This window comes from Aureimonas altamirensis, assembly GCF_001463885.1.
GTDB lineage: Bacteria > Pseudomonadota > Alphaproteobacteria > Rhizobiales > Rhizobiaceae > Aureimonas > Aureimonas altamirensis.
The window spans coordinates 155,306-173,924 of the sequence record NZ_BBWQ01000010.1 but is presented as its reverse complement, the minus strand read 5'-3'; the positions used below and the strand labels follow the sequence as shown (position 1 = coordinate 173,924).

Genomic DNA, 18,619 nt, shown 5'->3' with positions numbered 1-18,619 from the left:
AGATGACCGCAACGCAGAGCATGGAAGAGATGATCCGCCAGGCCATGGTGCTGGACCAGTCCAGCCTGGCCGGCTGGTTGCTCATTATGCCGATCCTGATCTGCTTCCTGTTCGGGGCGGGCCTCCTGATGCTGCGCCGGCAGATGCACTGGCACCCGCCGGTTGCCGTAACCGGGCTCGTCCTGCTGCTGGTCGCCGACGTCGCGCTGTTCGTCGAGGTCTACCGCGAGGGAACCCTCGCCATGGCCATGGGCGGTTGGCGGCCGCCTTACGGCATCTCCTTCGTTGCCGACATGACCAGTGTCCTGTTCCTGACGGTTGCCGGTTTCGTTGGGCTTGCCTGCGGTATCTACGCCATCGCCTCCATCGACGAGGAAGAGCGCCGATACGGTTTCTACCCGTTCCTGTTCATGGTGATGGCGGGCGTCTCGGGCGCGTTCCTGACCGGCGACATCTTCAACCTCTATGTCTGGTTCGAGGTGATGCTGATCGGGTCCTTTGGCCTGCTTATCCTCGGCTCGGAGCGCGAGCAGCTCGACGGCGCCACCAAATACTGCTTTCTCAACCTCATCGGGGCCACCGTCTTCCTTCTGACGACCGGCTATCTCTACGGGGTGTTCGGCACGCTCAACATGGCCGAGATCGCCGTGAAGGCCGCTGCCTTCGAAGGCAACGGCACGCTGCTTACCATCGGCGCGCTCTACCTCGTCGCCTTTTCCATGAAGGCCGCTGCCTTCCCGCTCAATTTCTGGCTGCCGGCCTCCTACCATACGCCCCGCTTCGTCGTTTCGGCGCTGTTTGCCGGCCTTCTGACCAAGGTCGGCATCTATGCGCTGATGCGTGTGCAGCTTATGCTGTTTCCGCCGGAACGCGTCGGCCTCGGCATCCTGATCGCCTGGGTGGCGGGACTGACGATGATGGCCGGCGCCCTCGGCGCACTGGCGCAAAGCGATCTGCGGCGCATGCTGAACTACGTGGTGATTGCCGGCATCGGCACCATCATGGCCGGCATGGCGATCCCGCCCTTTCTGGAAAGCACGACGACGACGGTCACCACCGGCGCGGCCAGCGTGCTGCGCGACGGCAGCCTGAACGATAGCGGCGAGGTTCTGTCGACGCTCGTGACGGGCGTTTCGGGCGCGATCTACTATGCCATCCACTCGATCGTGGTGATGACGGCTCTGTATCTTGCCGCCGGCGTCGCGGCCTTCCGCAACGGCTCGTCCTCGCTGCACGAGATGGGCGGGCTATGGCGCCGCAACCCGATCTTCTCGGTCATGTTCCTCGTTCTTTTCCTGGCCGTCGCCGGGCTTCCGCCCTTTTCCGGCTTCTGGCCGAAGATGCTGCTGGTCCGTGCCACCATCGCCGCCGACATGCCATGGCTGACCGCCGCCATCCTTGTGTCGGGGCTTCTGATCACTATTGCCTGCATGCGTGCCTTCGCGCTGGCCTTCTGGCGTCCGCTTCCGGCCATGGCCGCCGCCCAGGATGTGGGCGAGGCGAAGCAGATCGCCGAAGAAACCTTCCGCGCCCCGCCGCCGGGCACTCCGCTGGCGCTGGTGCCGCTGGTGGCGCTGTGCATCTTCGTGATCGTCGCCGGTGTCTGGCCCGAATGGCTGGCGGAATTCAGCTTCCAGGCGGCTGCCGATCTTCTGGAGCCGCAGGGCTACCTGTCGTCCGTGCTGGGTGAGGTGACGCCATGACGCTTTTCGTCGTCAACATCGTTCTTGCCCTCGTCTGGGTTATCGTCACCGCCACGTTCAGCCTGGCCAACCTTTTGTTCGGCTTCTTCCTGTCGGCCTTCACGCTTGGCCTCATCCGCGAGCAGATCGGCACGGGCGGCTATCTGCGCCGTGGGCAGCGGGTGGCTTCGCTGTTCCTGTATCTCGTGTCCGAGATATTCCTGTCGGCGTGGCGGGTTGCCGTATCGGCGCTGAAGCCCAAGCTCGATCTGAAGCCCGGCGTGTTCGTCTACCGCATGATGGTGGACCGCGATTACGAGATCGCCATGCTGGCCGGCCTGGTTGGGCTGACGCCGGGATCGCTGGTGCTCGACGTCTCGGAAGATCATTCGACGCTTTACGTCCACGCGCTCGACTGCACCGATCCGGATGCCGAGCGGCGCAAGATCGCGCGCGGCTTCGAACGCAAGCTTCTGGAGGCGCTGCGATGACCTTTCTCGAGTTCTCGGAAATCGTCCTCGACTGGGCCTTGTCCATGGCCCTCCTGTTCATCGGCGTGGCCTTTGCACTGACCATCTTCCGCATTTTCAAGGGCCCGACCCTTCCGGATCGCGTGCTGGGCCTGGATGTGCTGACGGCAGGCTCCATCGGCTTCATCGCCATCATCGGCATCGATACGGGCTTTACCCTGTATGTGGACGTGGCCATCGCGCTCGGCCTCGTCGGCTTCCTGGCGACCATCTCGTTCGCCCGCTTCATCATGGTGCGCGGCGACACGGAGCGCTCGCCGGTGCAGCAGGAAAAGGTGGAAGAGGAAGAAGACCCCGACCACAAGCATGTCCGGCAGCCCATCGGGCGGACGGAGGTTCTGCGATGAGCGGGCTCGGCAATATCATCGCGGCCCTGTTCGTGGTCGCGGGCGCCGGCTTCACCATGGTTGCAGCCATCGGGATCGTCCGGTTTCCGGATTTCTATACGCGCATCCATGCGGCGGCGAAGGCCGGCACCGTCGGTTCCGTGCTGATGCTGGTGGCGCTGGCCATCGTATCCAACGAAACGGCAGAAGTGCTGCGGGCCATCGCGGCCATCATCTTCTTCCTGATGACGGCACCGATCTCGGCCCACCTTCTGGGCAAGGCGGCGCAATCGGCAGGCTATCGCATGGGGCCGGAATCGATCCGCGACGAGCGGACCCAGATGCAGCCGCGCGAGCTGGACGAGACCGACACCCTGTCAGGCTGAGCGGTCACCGCCATAGGCGATGAAGGGTGGGTTGGCAAAGCCGCCGCGCCCCTTTTCCGCGTGCTTGCCATAGCGCAGCGGCGTGCCCTCCAGCGTCTCGACGCGCCCCCCTGCGCCGGTCAGCACCGCTTCTCCTGCGGCCGTATCCCATTCCATGGTCGTGCCGAGGCAGGGGTAGAGGTCTGCCGCGCCTTCCGCGATCCGGCAGAATTTCAGCGACGACCCCATGGGGACGATCTCGTCCGGCTTGCACCCGGCAAGATAGGCATCCGTCTGCGGCGTGCGATGCGAACGGCTGACAAGCGCCGTCATACCGCCCACGGGCGGCTGGCGCGTGGCTATCGCCTCGGGCGAGGGGGCGCCGGGGCCCCATTTGAGGGCTGTGCCGGGCAGGCCGCCGAAGCTTTCGCCCGTGGCGGGCACGTGGACCATGCCCACGACAGGCCGCCCATCGACGACGAAGGCGATGTTGACGGTGAACTCGTCGCGCCCGGCAACGAATTCGCGTGTGCCGTCGAGCGGGTCGATCAGAAAGAAGCCGTGATGCGTGGCGCAGCCGGAAAGGCCTTCGCTACAGGCCTCCTCTGCAATGTAGGGAATGGCGGGAAAGGAAGCCGCCAGGCTTTCGAGGATAAGGCGCTCGGCCTCGCGGTCGGCGGCGGTGACGGGCGAGGCGTCCGGCTTGGTCTCGGCGATGCAACCCCCCGCGCGGATATGCAGTATGGCCCGCCCGGCCGTTTCGGCCGCCGTCCTGAAGATCTCCATCATGTGGAGAGCGTCTGCCTGCCCGCTCATGCTGTACACCCGCGCTGTCCTTGGATACCACCTGCGGGAGTTGGTAGGACGAAGTCAATGAAACACTCTCACTCCGATGCCGCAAGCGTGACACTGCTGGTCTTTGCCGGCCTGTTCGGGGCGGCCGGCACTGCGGGCGCCGCCTATGCCGCCCATGCGACGGCATCGCCGCTTGCGGCGGTGGCAGCGGCAATCGCCTTCGTTCATGCACCGGCCTTGCTGGCGCTCGCTTTGGCGCCGCCATCCATGATCGCGGCGCGCGCCATACCCGGCGCCATGCTGATCGCCGGCGTGCTGTTGTTTTCCGGCGACCTTGCGACACGCATCGCCACGGGTGGCCGGCTGTTTGCCAATGCCGCGCCGAGCGGCGGGATGATGCTGATGGCCGGCTGGCTGGCCATCGCCGCCTGCGCCGTCATCGCATTCCTGCGTCGGCCTCGGTGAAGCGCCGGTCCGACAGCAGCGAAGCACGGCAAAGTTCGTTGCAGGGCCGGTTCGGATCGAAGCTCATGTCGAAAGAACCCCGATTTTTCGACATATCCGCCGAATATGTCGATGGCATCGACATATCGCAAAAACGTGGCGATGAAATCGCATTTTATCGACATGAGGATGCCTAGTCCTGCCCCTCATCGGGAATTTTCAGGAGATGGCCGCAGGCCTTGCAGTGGACGGCATCGGGATCGTGTCGCGACAGGCCGCATTGCGGGCAGGGAAACGTCACCTTGTGCGGCCGGAACAATGCCTGCGCCAGGCGTACGAACAGCGAAATGCCGATCAGCATCGTCACGATGGATGTCAGCTTGCCGGCGGGGCCGGGCAGGATGATGTCTCCGTATCCGGTGGTCGTGACACTGGTGACCGTGAAGTACAGCGCATCGATGTAACCCGTCAGGCCGGATCCATCGCGGAAGAAGAAGGTGTAGATGAAGCTGGTCGCGACGAAGAGAAAGGTGATCAGGTTCACCACCGCGCGCCCGGCATCCTCCCAGTCTTCCAGCCCGTGCCGATGCAGGGGGCGCCACAGGGCGCCGCTGCGCGACACCGTCCACAGCCGAAGGATGCGCAGGAAGCCGAGATTGACGAAGATATAGGGGAAGAGCAGCGTCACGAGGATGAATATGTCGACGATCACCGTCGGCTGACGCAGCCACCGGAAAACATCGGTCGAGGCCAGGGCGCGCGCCGTCAGATCGGCCAGAAGGATTGCGGCCACCGCATAGTCGAGCCACAGAAAGGCCTCCTGATCCCGCAGGACAGGTGTGGCAATAAAGAAGGCGATGATCACGAAATCGACGATGATCATCGTCGTCTGGAAGCGCTGCGCGCCGCGCGACCGCCCGTGATACAGGCGCCTCAGCCAGTCTCGAAGATTCTCAAAACCGCTTCTCCGCTCGCTGACCGACTGATTACCCACGGTCTCGCCTCCATGCCTATTCCGGCGGCACCATAGAATGGCGGATGCCTGCCGTCGAAACATTCGCATAATGCTCATAAATAGTGCAATTATTGTTGCAGTGCGATATTTTGTCATTTTTTGATCGGATGGTCAAAATCGGTGTTGACGCCATCCCGAATCTGGACCCATTCTAGGTTGGAACGGTTCAAGGGAGATCCACCCGCATGAACGAGCTTCCCCCCTATCGCCCCGATATCGCGGCCGGCCGCCTTGCGCCCGACGCGCTGGCGTCGAACTTCTCGGACATCCATCCGCCGCTGGAGCGTCATGAGGCTGCCGTCGAGTCCGACCGCTGCTATTTCTGCTACGATGCGCCCTGCATGCAGGCATGCCCCACCGGCATCGATATCCCGCTGTTCATCCGGCAGATCCAGTCCGGCAACCCGCTGGGCGCGGCCCGCACGATCCTGTCCGAGAATATTCTGGGCGGCATGTGCGCGCGTGTCTGCCCCACCGAAACCCTCTGCGAGGAGGCCTGCGTGCGCGAGGCCGCCGAGGGCAAGCCGGTGAAGATCGGTCTGCTGCAGCGCTACGCCACCGATGCGATGATGGATACCGGCCGGCAGCCCTTTCAGCGGGCAGAGCCGACCGGCCGGCGCGTGGCCGTGGTGGGAGCGGGCCCGGCCGGCCTGTCCTGTGCGCACCGCCTGGCCATGCTTGGTCATGAGGTGACCATCTACGATGCGCGGCCAAAGCCCGGAGGGCTCAACGAATACGGCATCGCCGCCTACAAGGCGACAGAGGATTTCGCCGCCATCGAGGCCGATTTCGTCCTGTCGATCGGCGGCGTCACTTTGAAAAACAACATGGCGCTGGGGCGCGACATCCACCTGGACGAGTTGCGGCGCAGCCATGATGCGGTGTTCCTGGGGCTCGGTCTTTCGGGCGTGCGCGCGCTCGAGGCCGAGGGAGCCGGCACCAGTGGCGACGCCGATGCCGTGTCCTGGATCGCAGAGCTGCGCCAGACGGCGAACCTTGGCGATATCCCGGTCGGGCGACGCGTTGTGGTTATCGGCGGCGGCATGACCGCCATCGACGTCGCCGTACAGGCGAAGGCGCTGGGTGCGGACGAGGTGACCCTGGCCTATCGCCGGGGCCGCGATGCGATGAATGCCAGCCGTTACGAGCAGGAGATCGCGGCCAATCGCGGCGTACGCATCCTGTGCGACGTGATGCCGAAGCGCCTGCTGGTGCAGGGCGAGGCGGTGTGCGGCATCGAACTGGAGCGCACCCATACCGTGGATGGCGTCTTCGGGGGCACCGGCGAAACGCTCGTCTTGCAGGCGGACCAGGTTTTCAAGGCCATCGGCCAGACCTTCGTGCTGGAAGGCGTTGCGGCGGAAACGCTGCCGCCGATGCGCGGCGGGCGCATCGCCGTGGACGAGGAAAGACGCACGGGCCTCGACGGCGTCTGGGCCGGCGGCGACTGCATCTTCGGAGGGCAGGACCTTACCGTGGCCGCCGTCGAAGACGGCAAGCTGGCCGCCATGTCCATTCATCGCGCCCTTGTCGCGCAGGCTTGAGGGGAAACCGGACCATGGCCGATCTGTCTACGGAATTTCTGGGCATCCGCTCTCCCAACCCGTTCTGGCTGGCATCCGCACCGCCCACCGACAAGGAATACAACGTCCAGCGCGCCTTCGAGGCCGGATGGGGCGGCGTCGTGTGGAAGACGCTGGGGGAGGGGCGACCCGTCGTCAATGTGAACGGGCCCCGCTACGGCGCCATCCACGGACCCGACCGCCGGTTGCTCGGCCTCAACAATATCGAACTGATCACCGATCGCGAAATCGATCTCAATCTGGAGGAGATCGCCCGGGTCAAGCGCAACTGGCCGGACCGCGCCTTGATCGTGTCGCTGATGGTGCCGTGCGAGGAAGAAAGCTGGAAGACCATCCTGGCGCGCGTTGCCGATACGGGGTGCGACGGGGTGGAGCTGAATTTCGGCTGTCCGCATGGCATGAGCGAGCGCGGCATGGGCTCGGCCGTGGGGCAGGTGCCCGAATATATCGAAATGGTCGCGCGCTGGTGCAAGCAGCACTCGAAGCTGCCCGTCATCGTGAAGCTGACCCCCAATATCACCGACATCCGCTACCCGGCGCGCGCTGCGCGGCGCGGAGGCGCCGATGCCGTCTCCCTGATCAACACCATCTCGTCCATCGTCAGCGTCGATCTGGACAATTTCGCACCGACGCCCACCATCGACGGCAAGGGCAGCCATGGCGGCTATTGCGGCCCGGCGGTAAAGCCCATCGCCCTCAACATGGTGGCCGAGATCGCCCGCGACCGCGAAACGTGGGGCATGCCGATCTCGGGTATCGGCGGCGTCACGACCTGGCGGGACGCAGCGGAGTTCATCGCGCTCGGCTGCGGTACGGTCCAGGTCTGCACGGCTGCGATGACCTACGGCTTCAAGGTCGTCCAGGAAATGGCGAGTGGCCTTTCAGAGTGGATGGACGAGAAAGGCTATCGCGGTATCGAGGATTTCCGCGGGCGCGCCGTCGGCAACGTCGTCGACTGGCAGTATCTCAACCTCAACTACGTGACGAAGGCGCATATCGACCAGGAGCTCTGCATCAAATGCGGGCGCTGCCACATCGCCTGCGAGGATACGTCCCACCAGGCCATCACATCGGTGGTGGACGGTGCACGCCATTTCGAGGTGATCGATGCGGAATGCGTCGGCTGCAATCTCTGCGTCAATGTCTGTCCGGTCGAGAATTGCATCACCATGGAGCGCGCCCACGGGGTCGACCCGCGAACGGGCAAACCTATTCCAGATGCCTATTCCAACTGGACGGTGCATCCGAACAATCCGATGGCGCGGGAGGCGATGCAGTTCGCGCCTGAGCCCGTCGTTCTGCCGGATGCCGCCGAGTGACCGGTGGTTCAGACGGCGCGGGGCCGCAGCCCGTTCATGACGAGGGCCAGCACGTTGCGCGCCGTGGCTTCGCGGAAGGCGGGGTCCTCAGTGCCTGCGCCGACGATGGCCCTCACCTGGACTGCGAAGTCGGCATAATGCTGCGTGATCGCCCAGATCATGAACACCAGATGCACCGGGTCCATCCGGGCCAGTCGCCCTTCCTCCATCCATTTCTCGATGATGGCGGCCTTCTCGCCAACCAGCCGGCGCAGCCGCCCGGAAAGGAAGTCGCCGATGACGGGCGCACCATGCAGGATTTCGTTGGCGAACAGGCGGGAAGCTTCCGGCGCATCGGCCGACATCTGCAGCTTGACGGTAATGTAGCGCGACAGCTCGGCCTCCGGATCGCCGGCGGCGTCGAGCTGCTCAAGCGGATCGAGCCAGATTTCCAGAGTGCGCTCCAGCACGGCCGAGTAGATGTCCTCCTTGCGCCGGAAATAATACAGAAGGTTGGGCTTCGACATGCCGGCCGCCGTGGCAATGGCGTCCACGGTCGCCGCCTTAAAGCCATGCGCCGAAAACACCGGCAGGGCCGCGGCCACGATCATCTCGCGGTTCGCCTGCTGGATGCGCGTTCGTTGCTGCTGTCGCACGCTTTCCATTCCCGTGGCCTTGCCTCCCAGTGCCTTAAGAATTTGCATCGCAATTTGCTGCCGCATAAGTCGGCAGTCACGCTTGACCGGCCATAGGCGACCTTTTAGCCTCGCTTTTGACCGGGCAGTCAAGAAACGCCGTCCCGTTCGGGCCGGACACGACAATGCAAGGAATTGATCCGCATGAGCCACGCATCCAACCTGCAGGTTGATGGAGATCGCCTGTGGAACGCCCTGATGGACATGGCCGAGATCGGGCCGGGCGTCGCGGGCGGCAATAACCGCCAGACCCTGACGGACGAGGATGCCAGCGGCCGCCGCCTGTTCCAGCGCTGGTGCGAAGAGGCCGGCATGCGCGTCGGGGTGGACTCGATGGGCAACATGTTCGCCGAGCGGCCGGGAGAGGATGCCGATGCGGCGCCAGTCTATCTTGGCAGCCATCTCGATACGCAACCGACGGGCGGGCGCTATGACGGGGTGCTCGGCGTCCTCGGCGCGCTGGAAGTGGTCCGCAGCCTGAACGACATGAATATCCGCACACGCCGCCCGATCGTCGTGACGAACTGGACCAACGAGGAGGGCGCGCGCTTTGCGCCGGCCATGCTGGCGTCCGGCGTGTTTGCCGGCATCCATGAGGAGGAATGGGCCAAGGACAGGGTGGACGCCAACGGAAAGCGCTTCGGCGACGAACTGCGGCGCATCGGCTTCGAGGGCGAGGAAAAGGTCGGCGCGCGTAAGATCGGCGCCTTCTTCGAACTGCATATCGAGCAGGGCCCGATCCTGGAGGACGAGGGGGTCGACATCGGCGTCGTAACGCACGGGCAGGGCCTGTACTGGCTGCAGGTCACGTTGACCGGCCGTCAGGCGCATACCGGCTCCACACCCATGGCCAAGCGGCGCAACGCAGGGCTGGGCATGGCCCGCGTAACCGAGCTGGTGCACGAGGTGGCGATGGACCACCAGCCGAATGCCGTGGGCGCGATCGGCCATGTGGAGATCTACCCAAACTCGCGCAACATCATCGTGGGCCGCGCTGTCTTCACCGTCGACATCCGCTCTCCCGACCGCGACACGCTGGAGGCGATGCGCGCCCGCATCGAGCATGGCATCCACCAGATCGCCGAGGCGATGGATATCGGCGCCGAAACCGAGATCGTCGGACATTTCGATCCCGTGACCTTCGATGCGAGCTGCGTCGCGGCGATCCGCAACGCAGCCGACAAGCTCGGCCTCAGCCATCGCGATATCGTATCGGGTGCCGGGCACGACGCCTGCTGGATCAACCGCGTGGCGCCGACCGCCATGGTCATGTGTCCTTGCGTGGATGGCCTGTCGCACAACGAGGCCGAGGAGATCACGAAGGATTGGGCGCGCAACGGCGCGAACGTACTGTTGAACGCCGTCGTCGATACGGCCGGCATCGCCGAGGCGGCGGAGGGGGAGGGCCGATGACCATCGCGATCAAGGGCGGCACCGTGGTGACCGCCGACCGCACATTCCGGGCCGATGTCCTGATCGACGGCGAGCGGATCGCCGCCGTCGGCGAAGGGCTGGAGGGCGACGAGGTGGTGGACGCCTCCGGCGCCTATGTGATGCCCGGCGGCATCGACCCGCACACGCACATGGAGATGCCCTTCATGGGCACCCATTCGAGCGATGATTTCGATACGGGCACGGCGGCGGGCCTTGCCGGCGGCACCACGATGACGGTGGATTTCTGCCTGCCCGCGCCCGGCCAGAGCCTTATCGACGCGCTGCAGCAATGGCGCCAGAAGGCGGGCAAGGCGCGTGCCGACTATTCCTTCCACATGGCCATCACATGGTGGGACCGGCAGGTTTTCGAGGAGATGCCGCGTATCGTGGAAGAGGGCATCAACTCGTTCAAGCATTTCATGGCGTACAAGGGCGCCCTGATGGTGAACGACGATGAGATGTTCGCCTCGTTCCAGCGCTGCGCGGAGCTGGGCGCGCTGCCGCTCGTCCATGCCGAGAACGGCGACGTCGTGGCCTCGCTGCAGCAGAAGCTTCTGGCCGCCGGCAACAACGGACCGGAAGCGCATGCCTATTCGCGGCCTCCGGAAGTGGAAGGCGAGGCAACCAACCGCGCCATCATGATTGCCGATCAGGCGGGCGTGCCGCTGTATGTGGTGCACGTCTCCTGCGAGGAGAGCCACGAGGCGATCCGCCGGGCCCGGCAGAAGGGCATGCGCGTCTTTGGCGAGCCGCTGATCCAGCACCTCGTGCTGGACGAGAGCGAGTACCAGAACCCCGACTGGGATTACGCGGCACGGCGTGTGATGTCGCCGCCCTTCCGCGACCGGCGCAACCAGGATTCCCTGTGGGCGGGTCTTGCCAGCGGCTCGCTGCAGGTGGTGGCGACCGACCATTGCGCCTTCACCACCGAGCAGAAGCGGTTCGGTGTGGGTGACTTCACCCGCATTCCCAATGGTACGGGCGGACTGGAAGACCGGCTGCCCGTGCTTTGGACGCGCGGCGTCAACACCGGGCGGCTGACGATGAACGAGTTCGTCGCCGCAACCTCCACCAACATAGCCAAGATCCTGAACATCTATCCCCGCAAGGGCGCGATCCTGCCCGGCGCCGATGCGGATCTGATCGTCTGGGACCCGGAGGCGACGAAGACCATCTCCGCGGACACGCAGAAATCCGCCATCGACTACAATGTCTTCGAGGGCATTGCGGTGAAGGGCCTGCCGGTGATGACATTCTCGCGCGGGGCGCTTGCCTACCGGCAGGGCGACGTTCTGGCCGGCACCGGCGACGGACGCTTCGTCAAGCGGCCCGCCAATGCGCCGGTCAACCGGGCGCTGTCCGCATGGAAAGAGCTGGTGGCGCCTCGCAAGGTCGAGCGTACCGGCATTCCGGCCGGGGTCTGATCGCCAATGGATGGGGGCTCGGGGCGTGACATGATGGACAGCGTCGTCGGGGCCCGGGGCCTCTCCCTGACATTTCAGACGAATGACGGGCCCGTCCGCGCGCTGTCCGACATAGACCTCACCATCGGCAAGGGGGAGTTCGTCTCGCTGATCGGTCCGTCGGGCTGCGGCAAGACGACCCTGCTGCGCGTCATCGCCGATCTGGAACAGCCGACGGCCGGCTCCATCACCGTCAACGGCATGTCGCCGGGCGAGGCGCGGCTGGCGCGCGCCTATGGCTACGTGTTCCAGGCCGCCGCGCTGTACCCGTGGCGCACCATCGAGCGCAATGTCGCTTTGCCGCTGGAGGTGATGGGCGTGCCGAAGGCCGAGCGCGCCGAGCGCATCCGCCACAATCTGTCGCTTGTGGGGCTGGATGGGTTTGCCCGCAAGTTCCCCTGGCAATTGTCGGGCGGCATGCAGCAGCGCGCCTCCATCGCGCGTGCGCTCTCCTTCGATCCGGCGCTTCTACTGATGGACGAGCCCTTCGGCGCGCTCGACGAGATCGTCCGCGACCGCCTGAACGAGGAGTTGCTGCGCCTGTGGGCCAAGACGCGCAAGACGGTCGTCTTCGTCACCCACTCCATTCCGGAAGCGGTGTTCCTGTCTACGCGCATCGTGGTGATGAGCCCGCGCCCGGGCCGCATACAGGATATCGTGAACTGTGATCTGGGGCCCGACAGGCCGTTGGATATCCGCGAGACGCCGCAATTCCTGGCTATTGCCCATCGCGTCCGCGAGGGCCTGCGCGCCGGCCACTCCTATGACTAGCGGCGCTTCCGCCTATCGTACCGGCGTGGCGCCGATCCTGAGCGTGCTGATCGTCTTCCTGGCGATCTGGACGCTGGCCGCCATCGCGTTGAACTGGCAGACGACCTCGGATCGGCTTGCGCGCGAAGACCCCGCCTATGGCACGGCGGCGCTGGTGGCCGCCACTTTGTCGTCCGACAGGCCCATCCTGCCGGCGCCGCACCAGATCGTGGCCGAGATGGCCAATACGATCTTCGGCGTCCGCCCGTCCTCGCCGCGCTCGCTGCTGTTTCATGCCGGTGTGACGCTATCCTCGACATTGCTGGGCTTCGCCATGGGGACGCTGCTGGGCATCGCGCTGGCCCTCGGCATCATCAACTCGCGGACGCTCGACAAGAGCCTGATGCCCTGGATCATCGCCAGCCAGACCATACCGATCCTCGCCATCGCCCCGATGATGATCGTGGTGCTGAATTCCGTGGGAGTCACCGGGCTGGTGCCGAAGGCCCTCATTTCCACCTATCTGTCCTTCTTTCCCGTCACCGTCGGCATGGTGAAGGGGCTGCGCTCGCCGGACCGCATGCATCTGGACCTCATGCGCACCTATGCGGCCAGCACGGCGCAGCTTCTGTACAAGCTGCGGCTGCCTGCCTCGCTTCCCTTTCTCTTTGCGTCGATGAAGGTGGCCGTCGCGGCCGCGCTGGTCGGCGCCATCGTCGGCGAACTGCCCACAGGGGCACGCGCAGGGCTCGGCGCGCGCCTGCTTGCCGGCTCCTATTACGGGCAGACCATCCAGATATGGTCCGCGCTGGTCATGGCGGCGTTGATGGCGGGCTGCCTGGTGGCGGCGATCTCCCTTGCAGAGCGGGCCGTGCTGGCGCGCACGGGGCAGGCGCGATGAGCGGCGTTCTGGCGCTTGCCGGCGTCATCGCCGTCGGCGCGGTCTTCCTGTTGCGCTGGCTGTCAGCCATCGCGGCCGGCGCCGGGAGCCGGTGGCTCAACCTCGCTATCCCGCTGATCTTCGGTGCGACGCTGCTGCTGCTGTGGGAGCTTCTGACGCGTGGGCTCGGCGTTCCGGCCGTGTTGCTGCCGCCGCCCAGCCAGATCGGCGCCCGCATCGTCGCTTCCTCCGGCCTGCTCTGGGCCGACTTCGTGCAGACCTTCATGAAAGCGGTGCTGATCGGCTACGCCCTAGGCTGCGGGCTGGGCTTCATGACGGCGCTGGCGGTCGATCGCTATCCCTTCCTGAAGCGCGGCCTGCTGCCGCTCGGCAATTTCGCCTCGGCCCTGCCCATCATCGGCGTCGCGCCCATCATGGTGATGTGGTTCGGTTTCGACTGGCCCTCCAAGGCCGCGGTCGTTGTCCTGATGACGTTCTTTCCCATGCTGGTGAATACGGTGGCCGGCCTTGCGGCGGCCGGCCCGATGGAGCGCGACCTGATGCGCACCTATGCCGGCGGCTACTGGCAGACGCTGTGGCGGCTGCGGCTGCCGGCGGCCATGCCGTTCATCTTCAATGCCCTGAAGATCAACTCGACGCTCGCGCTGATCGGAGCCATCGTAGCCGAGTTCTTCGGCACGCCCATCGTCGGCATGGGGTTTCGCATCTCGGCCGAGATCGGCCGGCTCAACACCGACATGGTGTGGGCAGAAATCGCCGTGGCGGCCGTGGCCGGCTCGGCATCCTATGCACTTCTGGCCCTGGCCGAACGCAGGGTCACCTTCTGGCATCCCTCGCAACGCATCTGACCTCGGTGTCGCCGGCAGGCGGCGGCCCATCCGAAAAGGAGACATGGCATGAAGGCAATAGTGTCGGGCGGTATCGCCCTTGCGGCTCTCTTCTCCGCTACGGCTGGGGCACAGGCCGCGGACTCGCTGACGCTGCAGCTCAAATGGGTGACGCAAGGCCAGTTCGCCGGCTACTACGTCGCGCACGACAAGGGCTTCTATGACGAGGCCGGCCTCGACGTCGATATCCTGCCGGGCGGACCGGATGTCGCGCCGACGCAGGTGATCGCCGGCGGCGGCGCCGATGTGATCGTGGAATGGATGCCCGCCGCGCTTGCCGCGCGCGAACGCGGGGTTCCGCTGGTCAACATCGCCCAGCCCTTCAAGGCATCGGGCATGGAACTGACCTGCCGCAAGGATACCGATATCGCGTCGCCTGCCGACTTCAAGGGCAAGACGCTGGGGGTCTGGTTCTCGGGCAACGAGTATCCGTTCCTGTCGTGGATGTCGAAGCTCGGCCTGTCCACCGAAGGCGGGGCGGAGGGCGTCACGGTGCTCCGGCAGGGCTTCAACGTCGATCCGCTGATCCAGAAGCAGGCGGACTGCATTTCCACGATGAGCTACAATGAATACTGGCAGGTTCTGGATGCCGGCATCCCGGCCGACGAGCTGACGGTCTTCAAGTATCAGGATCAGGGCGTCGCCACGCTGGAGGACGGCCTCTACGCGACCGAGGAAACGCTGGCCGATCCGGAGATGGTCGATGCGCTGGCGCGCTTCGTGAAGGCGACGATGCGCGGCTGGGCCTATGCCGCCGAAAACCCCGACGAAGCCGCGCAGATCGTGCTCGACAACGATATGACGGGCGCGCAGACCGAAGCGCACCAGAAGCGCATGGTGGGCGAGGTCATCAAGCTGGTCGGCGACAGCGATGGAACGCTGGACGTGGCCGCCGCGGACAATACGGTGGCGGTGCTGCTGGGCGGTGGCTCGGACCCGGTCATCACCAAGGCGCCCGAAGGGGCCTGGACCTCGGCCGTGACCGACAAGATGAAGACCATGCCCTGACCAGGGGGGTAGCCTCCGGCAATTCCAGCGTAGCGCAAGGCTCGCATGGGTGGCAGGAGGCCGCTCAAGCCCGTGGCAAGGTAGATGCCGCATCCTGATCGGCGATTGGTAGAGGGCGGGGTGCCTGTCACCTCGCTCTTTTCATATCTGCGGCCGTCACCGGATGGCCGCAAGACAGGGGATGCAGCCTTCGATGGGTTATCACGCCATGCCGGACCTGAGCGAGAGCAACCCGAACCATGATCGGGAACGCCTGCTGGCCGTGGCGCTTCGCCCGGTCGTCGCCGAACTGCGCCTTGTCGAGCCGGCCGATTACATCGCCTTCCTGCGCATGGACGTGCCGGGAAACATCCAGGATATCGTCGAATCCTCAAGCCAGTTGCACATGAAGGCGGGCGCCTTGAGCTTTTCCTCCTCTGGCGAGGCACGCCTGACATGGTCGACGCCGCCGGCCATCGATCTCGACCTTCTGTTCCGCGAGGCCGAGACATCGGTGCATTTCAGGCTGACGCTGAAAAGCGGTGGCTCTGTCATCCAGATCGACCATTTCCCCCTGTTGTCGGAAGACGAGACGCAGAGCGCGCAAACCGGACGGCTCAAGCGTGCGCTGGATGCGGCGCGCCTGTAGGCCTGTTGCGAAAAAGACTCAATTCCCCCGTTTGGGCCGGAAAAGTGAAGATCGAGCGAAAATTTTCGGAACCGCATTAACCGGCCGCTAACCCTTTTGCAGCAATGGTTTGGCTCACAGTATGGAATCGATGTCTGAGTCGCCTAGTGAAATTTAGGGATAGGCGAGATTCCACCTCACCGCGTATCAATAGATCAGGTTCAAGCAAGCTGATTCGGTGAGGTCACATGATCGTTGTCGTAGACAATCGTGAGTTAGTCACGAGCGGTTACAAGTCTCTCCTGAATGGAGAGGGCGTATCATCTGCCGGTTTCCATGTATCCGAATTCCAGGATTGGGTCCAAAGCGCATCGGATACTGATGTATCCGCTGTAGAAGCTTTCCTTCTGGGAGACTTTCCGGATCGCGGCGCCGTTACGCGTCTGGTCCGCGCACGGACCAACGCCCCGCTGATCGCACTGGCGGAGACGAAGGCGCTCAGCTCGACTCTGGATCTGTTCGCGGCCGGCATCGACGACGTCGTCGCCAAGCCCGTTCATATCAAGGAGATCCTTGCGCGTGTCGGAGCCATCCGCCGCCGCGACGTGATCGACCGCAACCGCCTGGAAGCGGAAGAAATCTGCGTCTTCAACGATGGCCGCGACGCCGAAGTGGCCGGCGAGCCGCTGGTGCTGCCCCGCCGCGAGCGCCGCATTCTGGAATATCTGGTCGCCAACAAGGGCCGCCGCGTTTCCAAGCAGCAGCTCTTTTCGGCGATCTACGGCATCTTCGACGAAAACGTCGAGGAGAACGTCATCGAAAGCCACATCTCGAAGCTGCGCAAGAAGCTGAAGATGCGTCTTGGCTACGACCCGGTGTCGTCCAAGCGGTACCTTGGATACGGCATCGGCGTGTAAGCCGGTGCCCCAGGCCCTCAGGGCTTGTGTTCCAGAAGGATTGTTCCTTCCTTCCTGATCTTTCCGGTAAGCTTTTCGGCAAGCGCCGCCAGAAACCCCGGAAGATCGATCTCGATATGGACGTGATCGTCCATCACGTCGAGCCGCCCGACGACGGACTGGCCCATGGCCCGGGCCCTGAAGTCCAGGCGATCTTCGGTCCAGACATCCTCGAACTTCACCATGCCGCCCGTCGCGTCGGAGCGGATGCGGTCGAAGCCGCTGGCGATCCGCTGGCGTGCCTGTTCCCGCGTCAGCTTGTGCGGGATATCCACCCGGACAGTCTCAGCCATGGTTCGGTCTCCGATCGGGTCACTCAAAGTCTACTATGGTCTATCGGTCGCGCGGTGCATTCAGGCCCGGCAAAGCCATCAAACGAAAAAGGCCGGGGCATTGCCCCGGCCGGTCGGATGGTGATCAGGCCGTGGCTGCCTGAGGGCGTCCGCGCTGGCCATTGCCGCGCCGCCGCTTGGCTCTGTTGGCGCCGTCGCGCTTGGCTTCGCCGGCCGAATTGGCCGAGCGCCGATCGCCGCCCTGCTTATGCTGGCCGCCTGCGTTGTGACGCTCGCCCGGCTGGCCGGAGCGGGCCGGACGGCCCTGCCGGTTGCCGTTGCTCTTGCCACGGCGGGGCGCTTCCTCGCTGGCCGAGGCGGCAAGCGCCTCGTCGGTGGCGAAGTCGCTTTTCTGGACGTCGAAGCGAAGGCCGGTCAGCTTCTCGACGCCGCGCAGCTTGGCGCGCTCGGACGGGTCGCACAGCGTGATCGCGATGCCGGACTTGCCGGCACGCGCCGTGCGGCCGATGCGGTGCACGTAGCTTTCCGCCTCTTCGGGCAGGTCGAAATTCACCACATGGCTGACATCGTCGACATGGATGCCGCGCGCCACGATATCGGTGGCGATCAGAACCTTGAGACGGCCGGCATGGAACTCGCCGAGCGCGCGCTGGCGTGCCGCCTGGCTTTTGTTGCCGTGGATGGCCAGCGCCTCGATACCGGCCTTCTCAAGGTCGGTCGTCAGGCGGTTGGCGCCGTGCTTGGTGCGGGTGAAGACGACCGTCTTGTCGAACTTTTCCAGGTTCTGGATCAGCCAGTTCTTCTTGGCCTTCTGCGGCACAAGGAAGACGCTCTGGTCGATCTTCTCGACGGTCACGACCTCGGGCGTCACCTCGACCCGGATGGGGTCGGACAGGATGCGTCCGGAGAGCTGTTCGACGGAGGCCGGCATGGTTGCCGAGAACAGCAGCGACTGGCGCTCCGTCGGCAGCATCTTCACGATGCGCATGACATCGCGCACGAAGCCCATGTCCAGCATGCGGTCGGCCTCGTCCAGCACGACGTGGCGTACGTCGGACAGGGTCAGCGCCTTCTGGTCGATCATGTCCAGCAGGCGACCGGGCGTCGCGATGACGATGTCGACGCCGCGGGCGGCGGTTTCGATCTGCGGGCGTATGGAGACGCCGCCGAAAATGGTCATGTGGCGGATCGGCGTGCCGGCGGAGTAAGCCTTCACGTTCTCGGCGATCTGCACCGCAAGTTCGCGCGTGGGCGCAAGAAACAGCGCCTTGCAGCTACGCGGCTGCGCGCGGCCGCCCTTGCGCAGGATGGCATCGATGACGGGAAGGGCGAATGCGGCGGTCTTGCCGGTGCCGGTCTGGGCGATGCCGAGGACATCGCGGCCCTTGAGCACGGCGGGCATGGCCTTTGCCTGAATCGGGGTAGGGGTAACAAGGCCCATCTTGGTGATGGCACTAAGCAACGCTTCGGACAAGCCGAGCGTGTCGAACTGGGATTGGGTCAAGGAGTACCTGTGACTGGTGCAGGCATACCGCCTGCGAGATGGCCGAACGTCTTCGCGCGGAAGCGACAGAACGGCACGGAACC

The 18,619-nt window shown here is 64.9% G+C and carries 20 protein-coding genes; 15 read left to right on the top strand and 5 right to left on the bottom strand.

Going from position 1 to position 18,619, the window contains the following annotated elements:
- Nucleotides 1-2: 2 nt before the first annotated feature.
- Genes AUL31_RS06920 through mnhG form a run of 4 tightly spaced genes read left to right on the top strand, consistent with a single transcriptional unit; the run spans nucleotide 3 to nucleotide 2,924 of the window.
- On the top strand, nucleotides 3-1,703 hold the full coding sequence (locus AUL31_RS06920; protein WP_060603429.1) for a proton-conducting transporter transmembrane domain-containing protein: 1,701 nt from the start codon (nucleotides 3-5) through the stop codon (nucleotides 1,701-1,703).
- Complete coding sequence (locus tag AUL31_RS06915; protein WP_060603426.1) at nucleotides 1,700-2,173, top strand: Na+/H+ antiporter subunit E; 474 nt, start codon at nucleotides 1,700-1,702, stop codon at nucleotides 2,171-2,173. The genes AUL31_RS06920 and AUL31_RS06915 overlap by 4 nt, the downstream gene beginning before the upstream one ends.
- The gene (locus tag AUL31_RS06910; RefSeq protein ID WP_060603422.1) at nucleotides 2,170-2,559 is read left to right on the top strand and encodes a cation:proton antiporter; all 390 of its coding nucleotides are present in this window, start codon (nucleotides 2,170-2,172) and stop codon (nucleotides 2,557-2,559) included. Before AUL31_RS06915 ends, AUL31_RS06910 begins: the two co-directional genes overlap by 4 nt.
- Entirely contained in the window at nucleotides 2,556-2,924 is a 369-nt protein-coding gene (gene mnhG, locus AUL31_RS06905; protein ID WP_060603419.1) for a monovalent cation/H(+) antiporter subunit G, read from the top strand. Before AUL31_RS06910 ends, mnhG begins: the two co-directional genes overlap by 4 nt.
- On the opposite strand, the gene cysQ is transcribed toward mnhG, so the two are convergent.
- Complete coding sequence (cysQ, locus tag AUL31_RS06900; RefSeq protein ID WP_244489338.1) at nucleotides 2,916-3,719, bottom strand: 3'(2'),5'-bisphosphate nucleotidase CysQ; 804 nt, start codon at nucleotides 3,717-3,719, stop codon at nucleotides 2,916-2,918. The two genes, mnhG and cysQ, sit on opposite strands and share 9 nt — an antisense overlap.
- Nucleotides 3,720-3,776: 57 nt before the next feature.
- Between cysQ and AUL31_RS06895 the strand changes: the two genes are divergently transcribed.
- A complete protein-coding gene (locus AUL31_RS06895; protein WP_060603414.1) occupies nucleotides 3,777-4,163 on the top strand; it encodes a DUF423 domain-containing protein in 387 nt (128 codons plus the stop codon).
- 172 nt (nucleotides 4,164-4,335) lie between these two features.
- Here AUL31_RS06895 and AUL31_RS06890 read toward each other — a convergent pair whose 3' ends face one another.
- Nucleotides 4,336-5,136 carry an ion channel gene (locus AUL31_RS06890; RefSeq protein WP_060603410.1) on the bottom strand — a complete coding sequence of 267 codons (801 nt, stop codon included), beginning with the start codon at nucleotides 5,134-5,136 and terminating at the stop codon, nucleotides 4,336-4,338.
- 206 nt (nucleotides 5,137-5,342) lie between these two features.
- Between AUL31_RS06890 and AUL31_RS06885 the strand changes: the two genes are divergently transcribed.
- Together AUL31_RS06885 and preA are read left to right on the top strand one after the other, a co-directional pair.
- On the top strand, nucleotides 5,343-6,701 hold the full coding sequence (locus AUL31_RS06885) for an NAD(P)-dependent oxidoreductase (RefSeq protein ID WP_060603407.1): 1,359 nt from the start codon (nucleotides 5,343-5,345) through the stop codon (nucleotides 6,699-6,701).
- A 14-nt stretch (nucleotides 6,702-6,715) separates the two neighbouring features.
- A complete protein-coding gene (gene preA / locus AUL31_RS06880) occupies nucleotides 6,716-8,059 on the top strand; it encodes an NAD-dependent dihydropyrimidine dehydrogenase subunit PreA (protein WP_060603404.1) in 1,344 nt (447 codons plus the stop codon).
- Between the two features lie 8 nt (nucleotides 8,060-8,067).
- Here the strand turns inward: preA and AUL31_RS06875 are convergent, their stop codons facing one another.
- Nucleotides 8,068-8,703: a TetR family transcriptional regulator C-terminal domain-containing protein gene (locus tag AUL31_RS06875; RefSeq protein WP_143190213.1), complete on the bottom strand. Its 636-nt coding sequence runs from the start codon at nucleotides 8,701-8,703 to the stop codon at nucleotides 8,068-8,070.
- Nucleotides 8,704-8,877: 174 nt separating this feature from the next.
- Between AUL31_RS06875 and AUL31_RS06870 the strand changes: the two genes are divergently transcribed.
- The 8 genes from AUL31_RS06870 (at nucleotide 8,878) to AUL31_RS06835 (ending at nucleotide 16,700) form a co-directional block, all read left to right on the top strand.
- On the top strand, nucleotides 8,878-10,146 hold the full coding sequence (locus AUL31_RS06870; protein WP_060603396.1) for a Zn-dependent hydrolase: 1,269 nt from the start codon (nucleotides 8,878-8,880) through the stop codon (nucleotides 10,144-10,146).
- Nucleotides 10,143-11,591, top strand: coding sequence for a dihydropyrimidinase (gene hydA / locus AUL31_RS06865; protein ID WP_060603392.1), 1,449 nt, complete (start codon nucleotides 10,143-10,145; stop codon nucleotides 11,589-11,591). Before AUL31_RS06870 ends, hydA begins: the two co-directional genes overlap by 4 nt.
- 30 nt (nucleotides 11,592-11,621) lie before the next feature.
- Nucleotides 11,622-12,401 carry an ABC transporter ATP-binding protein gene (locus AUL31_RS06860; RefSeq protein WP_073469186.1) on the top strand — a complete coding sequence of 260 codons (780 nt, stop codon included), beginning with the start codon at nucleotides 11,622-11,624 and terminating at the stop codon, nucleotides 12,399-12,401.
- Complete coding sequence (locus AUL31_RS06855) at nucleotides 12,394-13,281, top strand: ABC transporter permease (RefSeq protein ID WP_060603386.1); 888 nt, start codon at nucleotides 12,394-12,396, stop codon at nucleotides 13,279-13,281. Before AUL31_RS06860 ends, AUL31_RS06855 begins: the two co-directional genes overlap by 8 nt.
- Nucleotides 13,278-14,129 (top strand): ABC transporter permease, encoded by an 852-nt coding sequence (locus AUL31_RS06850; RefSeq protein ID WP_060603383.1) that lies wholly within the window; start codon nucleotides 13,278-13,280, stop codon nucleotides 14,127-14,129. The genes AUL31_RS06855 and AUL31_RS06850 overlap by 4 nt, the downstream gene beginning before the upstream one ends.
- 48 nt (nucleotides 14,130-14,177) lie before the next feature.
- Nucleotides 14,178-15,176: an ABC transporter substrate-binding protein gene (locus AUL31_RS06845; RefSeq protein WP_060603380.1), complete on the top strand. Its 999-nt coding sequence runs from the start codon at nucleotides 14,178-14,180 to the stop codon at nucleotides 15,174-15,176.
- Nucleotides 15,177-15,369: 193 nt separating this feature from the next.
- Nucleotides 15,370-15,804, top strand: a complete 435-nt coding sequence (locus AUL31_RS06840; RefSeq protein WP_060603377.1) for a hypothetical protein — start codon at nucleotides 15,370-15,372, stop codon at nucleotides 15,802-15,804.
- Nucleotides 15,805-16,031: 227 nt separating this feature from the next.
- Nucleotides 16,032-16,700, top strand: a complete 669-nt coding sequence (locus tag AUL31_RS06835; protein WP_060603374.1) for a response regulator transcription factor — start codon at nucleotides 16,032-16,034, stop codon at nucleotides 16,698-16,700.
- A gap of 17 nt (nucleotides 16,701-16,717) precedes the next feature.
- Here the strand turns inward: AUL31_RS06835 and AUL31_RS06830 are convergent, their stop codons facing one another.
- Nucleotides 16,718-17,032, bottom strand: a complete 315-nt coding sequence (locus AUL31_RS06830) for a polyhydroxyalkanoic acid system family protein (protein ID WP_039188914.1) — start codon at nucleotides 17,030-17,032, stop codon at nucleotides 16,718-16,720.
- Nucleotides 17,033-17,156: 124 nt separating this feature from the next.
- Nucleotides 17,157-18,536, bottom strand: a complete 1,380-nt coding sequence (locus tag AUL31_RS06825; protein WP_060603371.1) for a DEAD/DEAH box helicase — start codon at nucleotides 18,534-18,536, stop codon at nucleotides 17,157-17,159.
- Between the last annotated feature and the right edge of the window lie 83 nt (nucleotides 18,537-18,619).

Excerpts from the sequence above, each read along its gene's own strand:
- AUL31_RS06875 (WP_143190213.1), bottom strand. The coding sequence starts at position 8,703 with ATGGAAAGCGTGCGACAGCAGCAACGAACGCGCATCCAGCAGGCGAAC.
- AUL31_RS06920 (WP_060603429.1), top strand. The coding sequence starts at position 3 with ATGACCGCAACGCAGAGCATGGAAGAGATGATCCGCCAGGCCATGGTG.
- mnhG (WP_060603419.1), top strand. The coding sequence starts at position 2,556 with ATGAGCGGGCTCGGCAATATCATCGCGGCCCTGTTCGTGGTCGCGGGC.
- AUL31_RS06835 (WP_060603374.1), top strand. The coding sequence starts at position 16,032 with ATGATCGTTGTCGTAGACAATCGTGAGTTAGTCACGAGCGGTTACAAG.
- AUL31_RS06860 (WP_073469186.1), top strand. The coding sequence starts at position 11,622 with ATGATGGACAGCGTCGTCGGGGCCCGGGGCCTCTCCCTGACATTTCAG.
- AUL31_RS06915 (WP_060603426.1), top strand. The coding sequence starts at position 1,700 with ATGACGCTTTTCGTCGTCAACATCGTTCTTGCCCTCGTCTGGGTTATC.
- preA (WP_060603404.1), top strand. The coding sequence starts at position 6,716 with ATGGCCGATCTGTCTACGGAATTTCTGGGCATCCGCTCTCCCAACCCG.
- cysQ (WP_244489338.1), bottom strand. The coding sequence starts at position 3,719 with ATGAGCGGGCAGGCAGACGCTCTCCACATGATGGAGATCTTCAGGACG.
- AUL31_RS06855 (WP_060603386.1), top strand. The coding sequence starts at position 12,394 with ATGACTAGCGGCGCTTCCGCCTATCGTACCGGCGTGGCGCCGATCCTG.
- AUL31_RS06895 (WP_060603414.1), top strand. The coding sequence starts at position 3,777 with ATGAAACACTCTCACTCCGATGCCGCAAGCGTGACACTGCTGGTCTTT.
- AUL31_RS06870 (WP_060603396.1), top strand. The coding sequence starts at position 8,878 with ATGAGCCACGCATCCAACCTGCAGGTTGATGGAGATCGCCTGTGGAAC.
- hydA (WP_060603392.1), top strand. The coding sequence starts at position 10,143 with ATGACCATCGCGATCAAGGGCGGCACCGTGGTGACCGCCGACCGCACA.
- AUL31_RS06850 (WP_060603383.1), top strand. The coding sequence starts at position 13,278 with ATGAGCGGCGTTCTGGCGCTTGCCGGCGTCATCGCCGTCGGCGCGGTC.
- AUL31_RS06885 (WP_060603407.1), top strand. The coding sequence starts at position 5,343 with ATGAACGAGCTTCCCCCCTATCGCCCCGATATCGCGGCCGGCCGCCTT.
- AUL31_RS06910 (WP_060603422.1), top strand. The coding sequence starts at position 2,170 with ATGACCTTTCTCGAGTTCTCGGAAATCGTCCTCGACTGGGCCTTGTCC.
- AUL31_RS06840 (WP_060603377.1), top strand. The coding sequence starts at position 15,370 with ATGGGTTATCACGCCATGCCGGACCTGAGCGAGAGCAACCCGAACCAT.
- AUL31_RS06845 (WP_060603380.1), top strand. The coding sequence starts at position 14,178 with ATGAAGGCAATAGTGTCGGGCGGTATCGCCCTTGCGGCTCTCTTCTCC.
- AUL31_RS06830 (WP_039188914.1), bottom strand. The coding sequence starts at position 17,032 with ATGGCTGAGACTGTCCGGGTGGATATCCCGCACAAGCTGACGCGGGAA.